General features: G+C 70.1%; 12 protein-coding genes. 7 read left to right on the forward strand and 5 right to left on the reverse strand.

Annotated features, from left to right (window positions below; genetic code table 11):
- The first annotated feature begins 52 nt into the window (after positions 1-52).
- Positions 53-1,363, forward strand: coding sequence for a hypothetical protein (locus tag QNO12_RS08325; RefSeq protein WP_257503794.1), 1,311 nt, complete (start codon positions 53-55; stop codon positions 1,361-1,363).
- Positions 1,364-1,368: 5 nt separating this feature from the next.
- On the opposite strand, the gene sucB is transcribed toward QNO12_RS08325, so the two are convergent.
- From sucB to QNO12_RS08340, 3 genes are all read right to left on the reverse strand, one after another.
- On the reverse strand, positions 1,369-3,144 hold the full coding sequence (gene sucB / locus QNO12_RS08330) for a 2-oxoglutarate dehydrogenase, E2 component, dihydrolipoamide succinyltransferase (protein WP_257503793.1): 1,776 nt from the start codon (positions 3,142-3,144) through the stop codon (positions 1,369-1,371).
- Between the two features lie 73 nt (positions 3,145-3,217).
- Complete coding sequence (gene lpdA, locus QNO12_RS08335) at positions 3,218-4,591, reverse strand: dihydrolipoyl dehydrogenase (protein ID WP_257503792.1); 1,374 nt, start codon at positions 4,589-4,591, stop codon at positions 3,218-3,220.
- Entirely contained in the window at positions 4,588-6,066 is a 1,479-nt protein-coding gene (locus QNO12_RS08340; RefSeq protein WP_257503791.1) for a leucyl aminopeptidase, read from the reverse strand. The genes lpdA and QNO12_RS08340 overlap by 4 nt, the downstream gene beginning before the upstream one ends.
- A 94-nt stretch (positions 6,067-6,160) precedes the next feature.
- Between QNO12_RS08340 and QNO12_RS08345 the strand changes: the two genes are divergently transcribed.
- From QNO12_RS08345 to QNO12_RS08355, 3 genes are all read left to right on the forward strand, one after another.
- Positions 6,161-7,084, forward strand: coding sequence for a proteasome assembly chaperone family protein (locus QNO12_RS08345; protein ID WP_257503790.1), 924 nt, complete (start codon positions 6,161-6,163; stop codon positions 7,082-7,084).
- Positions 7,085-7,303: 219 nt separating this feature from the next.
- Positions 7,304-8,764 carry an RNA polymerase sigma factor gene (locus tag QNO12_RS08350; RefSeq protein WP_257503789.1) on the forward strand — a complete coding sequence of 487 codons (1,461 nt, stop codon included), beginning with the start codon at positions 7,304-7,306 and terminating at the stop codon, positions 8,762-8,764.
- Positions 8,764-9,459: a coenzyme F420-0:L-glutamate ligase gene (locus QNO12_RS08355; RefSeq protein ID WP_257503788.1), complete on the forward strand. Its 696-nt coding sequence runs from the start codon at positions 8,764-8,766 to the stop codon at positions 9,457-9,459. Before QNO12_RS08350 ends, QNO12_RS08355 begins: the two co-directional genes overlap by 1 nt.
- Here the strand turns inward: QNO12_RS08355 and QNO12_RS08360 are convergent.
- A complete protein-coding gene (locus tag QNO12_RS08360; RefSeq protein ID WP_257503787.1) occupies positions 9,456-10,478 on the reverse strand; it encodes a sugar-transfer associated ATP-grasp domain-containing protein in 1,023 nt (340 codons plus the stop codon). The two genes, QNO12_RS08355 and QNO12_RS08360, sit on opposite strands and share 4 nt — an antisense overlap.
- Before the next feature lie 45 nt (positions 10,479-10,523).
- Here QNO12_RS08360 and QNO12_RS08365 point away from each other — a divergent pair, with 45 nt between their 5' ends.
- Together QNO12_RS08365 and QNO12_RS08370 are read left to right on the forward strand one after the other, a co-directional pair.
- Entirely contained in the window at positions 10,524-11,249 is a 726-nt protein-coding gene (locus QNO12_RS08365; RefSeq protein WP_257503786.1) for an alanine racemase, read from the forward strand.
- Complete coding sequence (locus QNO12_RS08370; protein ID WP_257503785.1) at positions 11,246-12,289, forward strand: alanine racemase; 1,044 nt, start codon at positions 11,246-11,248, stop codon at positions 12,287-12,289. The genes QNO12_RS08365 and QNO12_RS08370 overlap by 4 nt, the downstream gene beginning before the upstream one ends.
- A 3-nt stretch (positions 12,290-12,292) precedes the next feature.
- Here the strand turns inward: QNO12_RS08370 and QNO12_RS08375 are convergent, their stop codons facing one another.
- Positions 12,293-12,514, reverse strand: a complete 222-nt coding sequence (locus QNO12_RS08375) for a DUF7455 domain-containing protein (RefSeq protein ID WP_257503783.1) — start codon at positions 12,512-12,514, stop codon at positions 12,293-12,295.
- A gap of 173 nt (positions 12,515-12,687) precedes the next feature.
- On the opposite strand from QNO12_RS08375, the gene QNO12_RS08380 reads away from it, so the two are divergent.
- On the forward strand, positions 12,688-14,760 hold the full coding sequence (locus QNO12_RS08380) for a DNA gyrase/topoisomerase IV subunit B (protein ID WP_257503877.1): 2,073 nt from the start codon (positions 12,688-12,690) through the stop codon (positions 14,758-14,760).
- Positions 14,761-15,115: the final 355 nt, after the last annotated feature.

The raw sequence follows: 15,115 nt of genomic DNA on the forward strand, positions 1-15,115 counted from the left end.
AGACGGCCCCTGCCGGCCGAGACGGTTCCGCTGCGCGGATCAGGCTCGAGTGGTGACCGACAGTGCGCAGGATCGGCTGAGTCGCGGATACCGGGTGATCCGCGCCCTGCAGAGCGGGAAGGACTCCGCGTGGCCCGGCTCGCTGGTGTCCGGCCCGGGCGGGGAGATGGGCGTCGCGGTGGATGCCGAGACGCTCGGAGCGGACTGGCCGGGGTGGAGCGCCGGGGCGGACGGTCATGTGCTCGCCCCGTTGGATGTGCTGCGCCGGCCGGACGGCCATGACGTCCTGCTGCCCGTGTGCACGGAGCGCATCGAGGATTTCCTCGCACGACGTGGTCCGGGCAACGAGGAGCTGTCGCCGCCGGAGGCGGTGACGCTCGGCGTGAGTCTTCTTCGAGGCCTCGCCGAGCTGCCGGAGTCGGCCGACGCACGCGGCTCGTGGTGGCTCACCGATGTGGGGCGTCCCGTGTTCGCGTGCGGGAGCCGCGACAGTCCCGCCGCAGAGGCCACGATAGGCCTGCTCGGCGACCTGGCGCACAGCGTGCCGGCGGTGGCCGATGCCCTCGCCGACGTGGTCGTCGTCGCGGACGATCCCCGCCGCCTGCGTCGTGAACTCGAGCGGGCGGAGGAGCGCCTCTTCGCCGTGGCCGCACCGGCGGCGCTGGCGACCACGAGCTTCGGGCCGAGGCGGGCGCGCAGCGTCGCGGCACGCCCGCAACAGGGCGCCACGGCGCCGGAAGCCGCCGACCCCGTCGCCGCGTGGCCGTTCACGCTGGCGCGGCATGTCGACTCGGACTGGGCGGACCTGGTCTCGCGCGTCACGACCGGACTGTGGCGCACGCTGCGGGCTCGCCGTCCGACCGGCCGCCGGAAGTGGCTGGTCGCCGGGGGACTGGCCTGCGCCGTCGTGGTGGCCGGCGTGCTCTGGCCGGGAACAGCGGACGGTCCATCGGCCGCTGATCCGGCAGCCGGCACGGCCGTCCCCGGCCCGTCGCCCGGCCCGACTCCGCAGCCGACGTCGGGCGCGGATGTCCCGTCCGCCGAGGAGACGCCGCCGCCGCCGGTGGTGGACGGCGGCGGCGACGACCTGACGTCGATCGCGGATTCTCTGCTCACCGCCCGCGTCGCGTGCAACGGCGAGCCCGACTGCCTGGGCGCGGTGCTCGAGGCGCCAGGAGCATCCTTCCCGCCGGGCGTGGTGGACCTGCCGTCCGGGGAGCGATCGGTCACGCTGCTGGATGAGTTCGGCGGCGCGGCGGTGCTGCGGGCCGAGGCCACCGGCACGCCGCCGCAGCTGGTGGTGCTGGTGCACTCCGACGGGGGCTGGCTGCTGCGCGACGTCTACGACGTCGCGCAGCAGTGACTACCTCAGATGCCGAGCTGACCTTCGAAGGCGGCGTCCTGGAGGCGCGCCTTAACGGCAGCAAGGAATCGCGCGGCGTCGGCTCCGTCGATGATGCGGTGGTCGTACGAGAGCGCGAGGTACACGTACGAGCGGATGGCGATCGCATCCTTGCCGTCGACGGAGACCAGGCCGGGACGCTTGACGACCACGCCGGTGCCGAGGATCGCCGACTGCGGCAGGAACACCACGGGGGTGTCGAACAGCGCGCCGCGCGAGCCCGTGTTCGTCAGCGTGAACGTCCCGCCGGCGAGCTCGTCGGGCTTGAGCTTGTTGCTGCGCGTGCGGGCGGCCAGGTCGGCGATCTCGTGCGCGATCTGGGCGATGTTCTTGGATGCCGCATCCCGCAGGACCGGTGTCAGCAGTCCACGCTCGGTGTCGACCGCGATCGAGAGGTTCTCGGACGGCGGGTAGACGATCTGATCGCCGTCCACCGTTGCGTTGACGACGGGGTTCGCCTGGAGCGCTTCGGCCGCAGCCAACGCGAAGAAGGGCAGGAACGAGAGCTTGTCGCCGGTCTTGGCCTGGAAGTCCGCCTTGACGGCGTCACGCAGGGAGGCGAGCTTCGTGACGTCCACCTCCACGACGGTCGTCAGCTGCGCGGTGGACTGCATCGACGCCACGGCGCGCTCGGCGAGCACCTTGCGCAGACGCGACATCGGCTGAGTCGTGCCGCGGAGCGGCGAGATCTCGACGGTGGCCGGGGCCGGGGCCGGGGCCGAGGGCGCCGGCGCCGCAGCCGCGGGGGCAGCCGCGGTCTCGGCGGCCTTGAGCACGTCTTCCTTGCGGATGCGTCCGCCGACGCCGGTGCCGGTGACCGTGGAAAGATCGACGCCCTGCTGCTGGGCCAGTCGGCGAACGAGTGGCGTGACGTAAGCCGTCACGTCCGAGTCGTCCGCGGCAGCCGGTGCGGATACCGCCGGTGCGGCTGCCGGCGGCTCAGGGGCAGGGGCTGTCGGTGCGGCTGCGGGCGCCGCCGGGGCAGGCGCTGCCGGTGCAGGGGCGGGCGCTGCCGGTGCCGGTGCCGGGGCAGGCGCTGCCTGTGCAGGGGCAGGAGCCTCAGCCGGCGCGGGAGTCTCAGCCGGCGCGGGCGCGACCTCTTCGGCCGCGGGTGCGCTGTCGCCGATGCGGGCGAGCGGCGAACCGACGGCCACCGTCTCGTCCTCCTGCACCAGGATCTCCTGGAGGACTCCGGCGTACGGTGAGGGGATCTCGGTGTCGACCTTGTCGGTGGAGATCTCCAGAAGAGCCTCGTCCACCGCGACACTGTCACCGACGTTCTTCAGCCACCGCGTCACGGTGCCTTCGGTCACGCTTTCGCCGAGCTCGGGCAGTACCACGTCCTTGCCTCCCGCGGCAGGCGCGGCTGCTGCGGCCGCGGGGGGAGCTTCGGCATCGGCAGCGGCAGCGGGAGCGTCGGCGGCCGGAGCGGCCGCGGGTGCAGCAGCCGGCTCGGCAGGCTGTTCGGCGTCCGCCGGGGTGGCGTCCGGTGCGGGCGCGGACCCGGGCTCGCCGATCTTGGCCAGGATGGCGCCGACCTCGACGGTCTCGTCCTCCTGCACCAGGATCTCTTCGATCACACCGCTGACCGGGGAGGGGATCTCGGTGTCGACCTTGTCGGTCGAGATCTCCAGCAGTCCCTCGTCCGCCTCGACGGTGTCGCCGACGTTCTTGAGCCAGCGGGTGACCGTTCCCTCGGTGACGCTCTCGCCGAGCGCGGGGAGGACGACGGAAGTGCTCATGTGCAGGACTCCTTCAGAATGCCGATGTCGTTCCTAGCTTAGTGATGCGGTGGTGTGCTCGCGCCGCGAGCGGTCAGAGCGCGTGCAGGGGCTTGCCGGCCAGGGCGAGGAACGCCTCGCCGAGGGCCTCGCTCTGGGTCGGATGCGCGTGGATGAACGGCGCGATGTCTTCGGGGTGCGCCTCCCAGCCGACGGCCAGCTGCCCCTCGGTGATGAGCTCGCCGACCCGGTCGCCCACCAGGTGGACGCCGATCACGGGCCCGTCCTTGCGCCGGACCACCTTGACCAGCCCGGCCGTGCCGAGGATCTCGCTCTTGCCGTTGCCGGCCAGGTTGTACTCGTAGGAGACGATCCCCTCCGCGCCGTCGGCGGCCACGGCCTGAGCCTCGGTGAGGCCGACCGAGGCGACTTCGGGGTGGCTGTAGGTGACCTTGGGGATCTGTGTGTCCGGAACCAGGACCGGGTGCAGCCCCGCGATCTCCTCGGCCACGAAGATGCCCTGCTGGAATCCGCGATGGGCCAGTTGCAGCCCGGGGACGATGTCGCCGACGGCCCACACGTGCTCGGCGCCGGTGCGGAGTCGCTCATCGGTCGTGACGTAGCCGCGATCGAGCACGACGCCGCTTTCCTCGTAGCCGAGCCCGGCCGTCACCGGCCCGCGGCCGACGGCGACGAGCAGATAGTCCGCGTCGAAGGACGTGCCGTCCTCGAGCGTCACGGTCACGGCATCGTCGGTCTGCGTCGCACCGGCGAAGCGCACGCCCAGCGAGGAGGCGATGCCGCGCTTGCGGAAGGCGCGCTCCAGCGCCTTGCTCATTGCGACGTCCTCGTTCGGGACGAGGTGATCCAGCGCCTCGACGATCGTCACCTCGGCACCGAACGAGCGCCAGACACTGGCGAATTCGACGCCGATGACGCCACCACCGAGGATGATGACGCGCTCGGGGATCTCGCGCAGCTCCAGCGCCTGCTCACTCGCGAGGATCCGGCCGCCGATCTGCAGGCCGGGCAGCGTGCGGCTGTAGGACCCGGTGGCGAGCACCACTTCGGTGCCGCGGTAGAGGTCGTCTCCGACCCGGACGGCGGGTCCGGGCTCGAGGTGCCCCTCACCGGCCACGACGGTGATGCCGCGCGCCGTGACCAGACCCTGCAGCCCCTTGTACTTCTTCGCGACGATCCCTTCCCGGTAGGCCCGCACTCCGTCGGCGTCGATGCCCTCCAAAGAGGCGCGGATGCCCATGCTCCAGGCATCGCGGGTCACGTCGGCGACCTCAGCCGCGTGAAGCAGAGCCTTCGTCGGGATGCAGCCGCGATGCAGGCAGGTGCCGCCCACTTTGTCCTTCTCGACGAGCGCGACCGACTTGCCCAGCTCGGCGGCACGCAGCGCAGCCGCGTAGCCGCCGCTGCCGCCACCGAGGACGACGATGTCGAAGCGGTGCTCGGTCATCGCGCCTCCTCACCGGCGATGAAGCGGATCAGCGAGCGCACGGTCGCTCCGGTCGGTCCCTTGTCGGTGAAGCCGTAGCCGCTGCCCTTGTTCATCCCGACACCGGCGATGTCCAGATGCACCCACGGGATGCGCGCGGCATCCGCGTCGTCCGAGACGCGGCCGACGAAATGTCTCAGGAACAGTCCGGCGAACAACGATCCGCCCGCCGGGTCTCCGATCTTGGCGTTCTGCAGATCCGCGATGGGGGAGTCCAGCTCATCGACCATGTGCGCCGGGAGCGGCAGCTGCCAAGCCAGCTCGCCGGCCTGCTCGGCTGCCGAGAGGTAGGCCGCGACAGCGGCATCCTCGCCCATCACGCCGGTATGCCGGGTGCCGAGGGCGGTCGTGATCGCACCGGTGAGGGTGGCGACGTCGACGATGACGTCGGGGTGCTCGCGGCTGGCGGCGGCGAGCCCGTCGGCGAGGACGAGACGCCCCTCCGCGTCGGTGTTGAGCACCTCGACGGTTGTGCCGTCCAGCATCCGCAGAACATCGCCCGGGCGGGTGGCCCGGCCGGAGGGCATGTTGTCCGCGATGCACAGCCATGCGGTGACGTGTACCGGCAGCCCCAGAGTGGCCACGGCCCGCAGGACGCCCAAAGCCGTGGCGGCGCCGCACATGTCGTATTTCATACCCACCATGGACGCCGCCGGCTTCAGCGACAGCCCGCCGGTGTCGAACGTGATGCCCTTGCCGACGAGAGCGACATGCCGCGACGCGCCGGCCGGCGCGTAGTCCAGGCGCACCAGACGCGGCGGGCGGTCCGATCCCTGTCCGACACCCAGGATGCCGCCGTAGCCGCCGTCGCGCAGCGCCGTCTCGTCGAGAATCTCCACGCTGACCGGCAGATCCGCCACTGCCGCGGTCGCGCGGTCGGCGAAGTCGGCGGGTCCGAGCCATTCGGCCGGGATGGAGACGAGGTCCTTCACCAGCGCCACCGCATCGGCGGCCGCCGCGATCGCAGCCAGTTCGCCATCTGCCGCGGCTGCCGCACCGTGTACCACGACGCGTGCCGCGCGCGGTTTGGGCGCCTCGGACTTGTAGCCCTCGAACCGGTAGCCGCCGAGCGAGGCGCCCTCGGCCGCTGCGCGCCAGAGGTCCGCACCGTCGGCGAGGACGGCGACGCTGACCGTGTCGAAGCCGGTGAGGGTGCGGATGCCGGTGCCCACGGCGTCCCGGACCGCCGCCGCGTCCGGCTTCGCGCCGATCCCGACCACGGAAAGCGGAAGTGCTGTGCTCTCCGGCGCGTAGACGCGCTGGTAGGAGGATGCCGCGCCGGTGAAGCCGACCGCGGCCAGTGCCGCTGCGAGCCCGGGCCAGTCCTCCAGCTGGGGGCCTGCGTCGGAGTCCAGGGCAGGAAGCGCCAGCAGGATGGCGTCCGCCGGGGACTCTCGGATCGGATCGGTGCTGAATTCGAGGTCAGGGAACGACATGGACTCCATCCTAGGTTCGGCCCCTGTCGCTCTGTTCGCTCTGAGCGGGATGCGCGTGGCCCGCGCCACGGGGCGTGGCTCGTAGCATGGGTGCATGGCTCAATCCGCTCCGCTCTACGAGCGCGTGGCATCCGCTCCGCCGATTCCACGAGGGCTGCCGCTCGTGATCGCGCTCACGGGTTTCACCGACGCCGGCAGCGCGGTCAGCCGCATGGTCGATTACTTCCGCGACGACCTGGAGCCCACGCCGTTGGCCGTCTTCTCCAATGACGTGCTCCTGGACTACCGTGCGCGACGCCCGCTGATCTCCTTCGACCAGGACCACCTCACCGATTACCGGCCGCCGCGGCTGGAGCTCTCGTTCGCACACGACTCGCTCGGTCAGCCCTTCCTGACCCTCGCCGGCTACGAACCCGACTTCGCGTGGGACTCGTTCACCGACGCCGTGCTCGACTTCGCCGCGGCGTACGACGTGAAGTCCGTGACATGGGTGCACGCGATCCCCATGCCCGTCCCGCACACCCGGCCGATCGGGACCACCGTCAGCGGAACCCGCAGCGAGCTCACCGAGGCGCATTCGGTCTGGCAGCCGCACACCCAGGTGCCGGCCACGGCGGGGCATCTCCTCGAGTACCGATTCGCGGAGGTAGGCGCCCTGGTCGCCGGCTTCGTGCTGCTCGTGCCCCACTATCTCGGCGACACCGAGTACCCGGCGGCCGCCCTCGCTGGACTGGACAGCCTCACCGTCGCGACGGGGCTCGTCTTCGCCGGCGACGACCTGCGTGAAGAGAACCGGGACTACCTGGCCAAGGTGGACGAGCAGGTCGCCGGCAGCGATGAGCTCTCGCGCATGGTGCAGGGACTCGAGGAGCGCTACGACTCGTACATGGCCGGCTCGACGCTCGCATCGCCGATGATCCACACCGGCGATCTGCCCAGCGCCGACGAATTGGCGGCAGAGCTGGAGAGGTTCCTCGCGACCCGGCCTTCCGGTGACGACGAGAAGCGCGGAGCCTGAGCCGGGCGGAATGCGCACGGCGCCCAGCGCGTTGTATCCGCAGTGTCGGTCGCATCGTCGGATGTGTTCGAGGGATGTGCGACAATAGATGACCTGGCCCGTTGTCAACCAGCTCCGTGAGGCAATCTCTGCAGAGTTGGGACTTGACAAGGGTCTTACTAGTGTCCGAAATCTACCGGGGGACCGACGACACACGTTCCCGCTGGTGAAAGGCGAACCGTGACCTCAGGCACGAAGACCACAGCACGCGCAAGTAGCGCGAAGGACCCCGCGGCGGTCGCTCCCGCGGACGAGTCCACCACGACGACCACGAAGGCCGCGGCCAAGCCGGTCGCCGCCAAGACCGCGGCAGCCAAGACGGCCGCCACGAAGACCGGTGCCGCCAAGGCTCCGGCGAAGGCCGCTACCAAGACCGCAGCGACCAAGACCGCAGCGAAGTCCCGCGCCGCCAAGGCGACCGACGACGAGCCCGTCGATGAGCTCGTCGATGACGTCGAGATCGACGACGTGGTCGACATCGAAGACGACGTCGTCGCGCTCGATGACGTCGTGGACGAGGACGAGAAGCCTCGCGCCGCGCCGCGTGGCAAGGCCAAGGCCAAAGCCGCCGCTGAGCCCGAAGCCGAGACGGCGGAGGCGGAAGAGGACGACGAGGACGAAGAGACCACGAAGCCGGCTTTCACCGAGCCGCTGCCCACCGGCGCGATCGTCATCTCCTCGTCGGACGACGAGGATGTCCCCGTCTACTCGACGATGATCACGGGAGCCACGGCCGACCCGGTCAAGGACTACCTGAAGCAGATCGGCAAGGTCCCGCTGCTGAACGCGGCCGAAGAGGTCGAGCTCGCGATGCGGATCGAGGCGGGTCTGTTCGCCGAAGAGAAGCTGTCGCACATGACGGCCGCCGAGAAGTCCAATCAGGTCGGACTCGACCTGCAGTGGGTCGCTCGCGACGGTCAGCGTGCGAAGTCGCACCTGCTCGGCGCGAACCTCCGCCTGGTCGTGTCGCTCGCCAAGCGCTACACCGGCCGCGGCATGCAGTTCCTGGACCTGATCCAGGAGGGCAACCTCGGTCTGATCCGCGCGGTGGAGAAGTTCGACTACACCAAGGGCTTCAAATTCTCCACGTATGCCACGTGGTGGATCCGCCAGGCGATCACGCGCGCCATGGCCGACCAGGCCCGCACGATCCGCATCCCCGTGCACATGGTCGAGGTCATCAACAAGCTCGCCCGTGTGCAGCGCCAGATGCTGCAGGATCTGGGCCGCGAGCCCACTCCCGAGGAGCTCAGCCGCGAACTGGACATGACCCCCGAAAAGGTCATCGAGGTGCAGAAGTACGGTCGCGAGCCGATCTCGCTGCACACCCCCCTCGGCGAGGACGGCGACAGCGAATTCGGCGACCTGATCGAGGACACCGAAGCGGTCGTTCCGGCGGACGCCGTCGGCTTCACGATGCTGCAGCGCCAGCTCGAGTCGCTGCTGGATTCCTTGAGCGAGCGCGAGGCGGGCGTGATCCGCATGCGCTTCGGGCTCGGCGATGGTCAGCCCAAGACCCTCGATCAGATCGGCGACACGTTCGGGGTGACCCGCGAACGGATCCGCCAGATCGAGTCCAAGACGATGGCCAAGCTGCGGCACCCGTCTCGTTCTCAGTCCCTGCGGGACTACCTCGAGTGATGGCAGAGGCCAACGCGGGAAAGGCGCTCAGCGTCGAGATCGACGGCACCTCCTACGCGCGCATCCCCATCCGGACGCGCGTGGTCATGCCGGGAGACGACTTGGACGCCTTCATCCGCGAGTACGCGGCCGACATCGTGCAGCCCGGTGATCTGTTCTTCGTGACGGAGAAGATCGTGGCCATCACGCAGGGACGCTCCTACCCGCTCGAGGACATCCAGCCGCGGCGTCTGGCGCTGTTCCTGTCGAAGTACGTCACGCGCACGCCCTACGGCATCGGTCTCGGCATGCCCGAGACGATGGAGATGGCCCTTCGCGAGTGCGGAACCCCGCGCATTCTGTTCGCCGCGGCCGTCTCTGCCATCACCAAGGCGCTCGGGCGCAAGGGCGACTTCTACCGCATCGCCGGGGACAAGGCCCGCGCGATCGACGGTCCCACCAGCGGCACCATCCCCCCGTACAACAGGGCGGTCGTGCTGGGTCCCGAGCGTCCGCGCGCGGTCGCCCAGCATCTGAAGGATCTCCTCGGCGGCGTCCCCGAGGTGGCGGTCGTGGACATCAACGACCTCGGCGGCAACATCCTCGGCTCTACGCTGGACAGGGCCGGCGAACGGCGCCTGGTCGAGATCCTGAAGGACAACCCGCTCGGTCAGGGCCACCAGTCCACGCCGCTGGGTGTGGTCCGCGCCGCCTAGAAGCCGATCGCGGCGCGATACCGCGGCTTGTGGCCGGTGCGGATGCCGGTGACACTGGGTTTGTTCTCGTAGACGCCGGCGCCCCAGTTGCCCTCCACGAGCACGGGCCCTTCGGGTGTGACCACGACGTCCCAGCCGACGTACTGCACCTGGGGCACCACGCGGGCCACGCGGTCGATGAACGCGCGCACCTGTTCCATCATGGGCAGCTGGAACTGATCGATGACGAACCCGGAGTCGGGGTGGGCGGCGTAGACGTGTCCATGGGAGTCGTATCCCGGCCCGACAGCGCGGCCGTCGTCGTCGAGCATCGTGTAGAAGCCGCCGAAGGTCATCTGATCACTCACGGCACCGCGTCCGAACTTCTGCGCCATCGCCAGGATGTGCGTCTTCTCGCCGTCGAAGAACGCGGTGATGCGGGTGGTGTTGACCGTCCCAGGACACACCGCGGCCAGGGCGGCATGCTGCTGGATCACCTCTTCGACCAGCAGCTCGCCGCGCGCGAGCAGGCCACGGTGGAAAGCCGCCCAGTCCTCGATCTCGGCGGCGTGGTAGCGGTGCACACCGGTCCCGGCCTGTCCGACCGGCTCCTTCGTCACGATGGTGCCCAGGCGCTCCGTGAACGCGCGGACCCGTTCGGCGTTGTCCTCCTCGACGACCATCCACTCCCGATGCAGGTACTCGCTGAAGACACGGTCGAATTCGATCTTGTCCTGGAAGATGTGCCGGAACGCCGGATCGTCGTACTTCTGCGAGAGCTGGTTGGACACCGGGTGCGTCATGTAGGTCGCGCGCTCCGCGCGGCTGAGGGCGGCGAAGTCGTAGTCGATGTAGTCCTGGAACCCCACGTTGCGCAGGCCGGCCTGCCAGAGCATGTCGACGACGATCGCGGGGGTCCATTTGCCGTGCTGGGCGGAGGCTTCCTTCGCACGGTCCAGAACGGAGCCGACGTCGATGCGGCGTGCGCGGCCGGCGAGATAGCGAAGGCGGGGCGCGAGGCCGAGGCCTGGAGAGGGCATGCGTGCTCCGGGGTGGGGGACAGGACCCCGGATAGTCTAGATGGCGTGACCTTCGGCATCCCTGGACGCGCGTCGTCCGACGCGGGCACGGGTGCGCGCACCGCCCCGGTGGCGCGGATATCCCGCGGCGCGGTGGAGCGGAATCTGCGCGCGGTCCTGGCCAGTGGGCGTGGCGGCGTCATCGACCTGCGGGCGGATGCGTGGGGCCACGGCGTGGACGTGGTCGCGCCGATCGCACTGCGAGCGGGCGCCGCCGCTCTTCTGGTCGACGACGTCGCCGCGCCGGACCTGGACGGCGTCATCGACGCTGCGCGCCGGCTTGACAGCGGCGTGGCCACCGCGCCGGAGGCGGTGTACGGGCTGACTCCCGGCTTCACACCGGTGCTGAGCCTGAGCGGGTGGGTGCTGAGCCTGAAGCGCCTCCGCGCGGGCGAGGGCGTCTCCTACGGCTTCACCCATCGTGCGATCGCGGACACCACGGTCGCGCTGGTCACCGGCGGCTACGCGCAGGGGATCGTGCGCGCCCTCGGCAATGCGGCCTCGGTTGTGATCGCCGGAGAGCGGCATCCGATCGTCGGTCGGGTGGCGATGGATGTCTGCGTGGTGGACGTCGGGTCGGCGCGGGTTCGCCGGGGCGATGAGGTCCTGTTCTTCGGCGACCCCGCCGACGGCGCGCCGGCTCTGACGGAATGGACGGCGGCGACCGGGCTGAGCGCGGCCGAACTCGTCACCGCTGTCGGCCTGCGCGCCGGACGGGAGTACACGCCGTGACCGCGCCAGAACTGCAGGTCGACCTGGACGCGCTGGCCGCCAACATCGCGGTCGTCCGAGCGCGGGTCGCCCCGGCGCAGCTCATGCTCATCGTCAAGGATGACGCCTACGGACACGGCCTGACGGCGGTGGTGACCAGAGCTGCGGCCGAGGGCGTCGTCTGGTTCGGCGCGTTCGACGTGCGCGAGGCGCTTCGGACCCGCGCCGCGGTCGGCCCCAAGGCCCGCGTCTTCTCGTGGCTCACCGTCGGGGCGGACGAGATCACTGCGGCCCTGGCCGCGGACATCGACCTCGGGGTCGGCGACGCCGGCTTCCTGGAAGACATCGCGGCCGCGGCACGCACGGCCGGCGCGCCTGCCCGGGTGCACTTGAAGATCGACACCGGCCTGCACCGCAACGGCATCCGTCCGGAGGAGTGGGACGCGATCCTCGGCCGGGCGCAGGCCCTCGCGACCGAAGGCCTGCTGCGCGTCGTCGGTGTCTGGAGTCACATCGCCGAAGCGAGCGACGCGGAGGACGACACCGCGCGTGCCCTGTTCGAGGACGCGGTCACGGCGGCGGAGGCGGCGGGATTCGCGCTGGACGTGCGCCACCTGTCCGCCAGCGCCGCCTCGTTCGCCCGGCCGGAGTTCCGCTACGACCTCGCCCGGGTCGGGGCGTTCTGCTACGGCATCCGTCCCGCCGGCGGACCCGGTCAGGACGAGCTCGGCATCCGTCCGGTCGCCTCGCTCGTCGCGACGGTCACGCACGTCGCGGACTACGCCGTCACGCTCGGCGTCGGCTCGCTGCACGGACTTCCCTCGACGCTTGCCCAGCATGCCCACCTCGAGGTGGCCGGAGACCGTCGCGAGGTTCGGCACGTCGGCGCGACCCACACGATGGTCGCGCCCTGGCGCGGGGCTGCGGTGGGGCAGCGGGTTGCCGTCGTCGGTCCGGACGGGACGTCGGCGACCGATCTGGCCGAGACGATCGGCACAGTCGGCGAGGAGCTCCTGGTGCGCGTGTCGCCGCTGGTGCGGCGGGCGTATCCGGGCCGGTAGGACTCAGACGGACTCGAGCAGTCGAGCCGTCTCGTCGTGCCAGCTGGTGGCCATCGACCGCAGCTTCTCTTCGTACTTGCGACCGTGGTGGGCGCAGAACAGCAGCTCGCTGCCGTTGACCTCGGCGGCGATGTAGGCCTGTGCTCCACACGAGTCGCACCGGTCCAGCGCGGTCAGGCGGTACTCGAGGACGGCGGGCTCGGTCGGTGTCGAAAGCGTGTTCATCTCGGGTCCTCCTCGTAAGCGTCGCTCGTCTCGATCCCTTGCGGGTCCTCACATACAACCACGCGATCCATGGGGGAATGCCCGGAAGCCATCACATTTCGCTCAGCGCGTACGCGCGGCCCGTTCCCCGTGTCTGTGCATAGGGCTCCCGACCACCGCGGATACGCTTGACGATTGTGACCTCCGAGTATTCCGCCCACCATCTGCAGGTGCTGGAAGGACTCGAAGCGGTCCGCAAGCGCCCGGGCATGTATATCGGCTCGACCGACTCTCGCGGTGTCATGCACTGCCTCTGGGAGATCATCGACAACTCTGTCGATGAGGCGCTGGGCGGGCACGGCAGTCGCATCGACGTGATCCTGCACAGTGACGGCAGTGTCGAGGTCCGTGACCGGGCACGCGGCATCCCGGTGGATATCGAACCGCGCACCGGCCTGTCCGGGGTCGAGGTGGTGTTCACGAAGCTGCATGCCGGCGGCAAGTTCGGCGGCGGCTCGTACGCGGCATCCGGCGGCCTGCACGGTGTCGGTGCCTCCGTCGTGAATGCGCTCTCCGCGCGACTGGACGTCGAGGTGGACCGGGGCGGCAAGACCTGGGCGATGTCGTTCCATCGCGGCGAACCGGGTGTCTTCGCCAACGGCAGCCCGGAATCGGCCTTCACACCCTTCGAGGACCGCAGCGAGCTGCGCGTGGTCGGCAAGGTGGCCAAGGGCGTCACCGGCAGCCGGATCCGTTACTGGGCGGATCCGCAGATCTTCACGAAGGATGCCGCGTTCCACCTCGACGAACTGGAGCAGCGCGCGCGGCAGACGGCGTTCTTGATCCCCGGTCTCGAGATCGTCATCCGCGACGAGCGCGGGGACGAGCCGGTCGAGAACTCCTACCGCTTCGACGGCGGGATCTCGGAGTTCGCGGAGTTCCTCGCGCCCGATGCGCCCATCACCGACACGTGGCGTCTGACCGGCACCGGCACGTTCACCGAGACCGTCCCGGTCCTGCAGCCCACCGGCGCGATGGTTCCCACCGAGCTGGCCCGGGAGTGCGTCGTGGACATCGCGCTGCGCTGGGGAATCGGCTACGAGACGGTGCAGCGGTCCTTCGTCAACATCATCGCCACGCCGAAGGGCGGTACGCACCAGGCCGGGTTCGAGCTGGGCCTGATGAAGGTGCTCCGCTCGCAGATCGAGCAGAACGCGCGCCGGCTCAAGGTGGGCAACGACAAGATCGACAAGGATGACATCCTCGCGGGTCTGACCGCCGTGCTGACCGTTCGTCTGCCGGAGCCGCAGTTCGAGGGCCAGACGAAGGAGATCCTCGGTACGCCCGCCGTCCGCCAGATCGTCGCGAATGTCGTGGCGTCGGAGCTGGCCGCGAAGTTCGCCTCGACCAAGCGCGACGACAAGTCCCAGGCCGCGCAGCTGCTGGACAAGATCGTCTCCGAGATGAAGGCGCGCATCTCCGCCCGCACGCACAAGGAGACGCAGCGCCGCAAGAACGCGCTGGAGTCCTCGTCGCTGCCGACGAAGCTGGCCGACTGCCGCACCAACGACGTCGCCTCCTCGGAGCTGTTCATCGTCGAGGGCGACTCCGCGCTGGGCACGGCCAAGCTCGCCCGCAACAGCGAGTATCAGGCGCTGCTTCCCATCCGCGGGAAGATCCTGAACGTGCAGAAGGCCTCGGTCAGCGACATGCTCTCCAACGCCGAGTGCGCCGCGATCATCCAGGTGATCGGCGCCGGCTCGGGACGCTCGTTCGACCTGGACGCCGCCCGCTACGGCAAGATCATCCTGATGAGCGATGCCGACGTCGACGGCGCGCACATCCGCACCCTGCTGCTGACGCTGTTCTTCCGGTACATGCGGCCGCTGATCGACGACGGCCGCGTGTACGCGGCCGTGCCGCCGCTGCACCGCGTGATCGTCACGAACCCCGGCACGAAGCCGAACGACACGATCTACACCTACAGCGAGCAGGAGCTGCACGCCCTGCTGGCCAAGCTCACCAAGGCGGGCAAGCGCTGGCAGGAGCCCATCCAGCGCTATAAGGGCCTCGGCGAGATGGATGCCGATCAGCTGGCGACCACGACGATGGACCGCGCCGGACGCGCCCTGCGGCGCGTGCGGATGACGGATGCCGAAGCGGCGGCATCCGTCTTCGAACTGCTCATGGGCAACGACGTCGCTCCGCGCAAGGAGTTCATCATCGACTCCAGCGACCGCCTGGGCCGCGAGCGCATCGACGCCTGAGCCCGCGCTCGCGCGGGTGTATTCGCGCCGTGGGTGTGCGGTTGCTCGCGTCTCGGCGCCTCATTCTGCTCGCCTGTCGCACTCTGCGGCTCACACCGCGCTTGGTGACAGGGAAGCCCTGGCCCGGCGTCGCGGCGTTCGCGACTCGATCGACCTCGTCCGCTCGCCTGTCGCACTCTGCGGCCCCGCCCGCACTTCGGGACAGGGGAACCCTTGCCCGGCGTCGCGGCGTTCGCGACTCGATCGACCTCGTCCGCTCGCCTGTCGCACTCTGCGGCCCCGCCCGCACTTCGGGACAGGGGAACCCTTGCCCGGCGTCGCGGCGTTCGCGACTCGATCGACCTCGTCCGCTCGC

The organism is Microbacterium sp. zg-B185, from assembly GCF_030246885.1.
Taxonomy (GTDB): domain Bacteria; phylum Actinomycetota; class Actinomycetes; order Actinomycetales; family Microbacteriaceae; genus Microbacterium.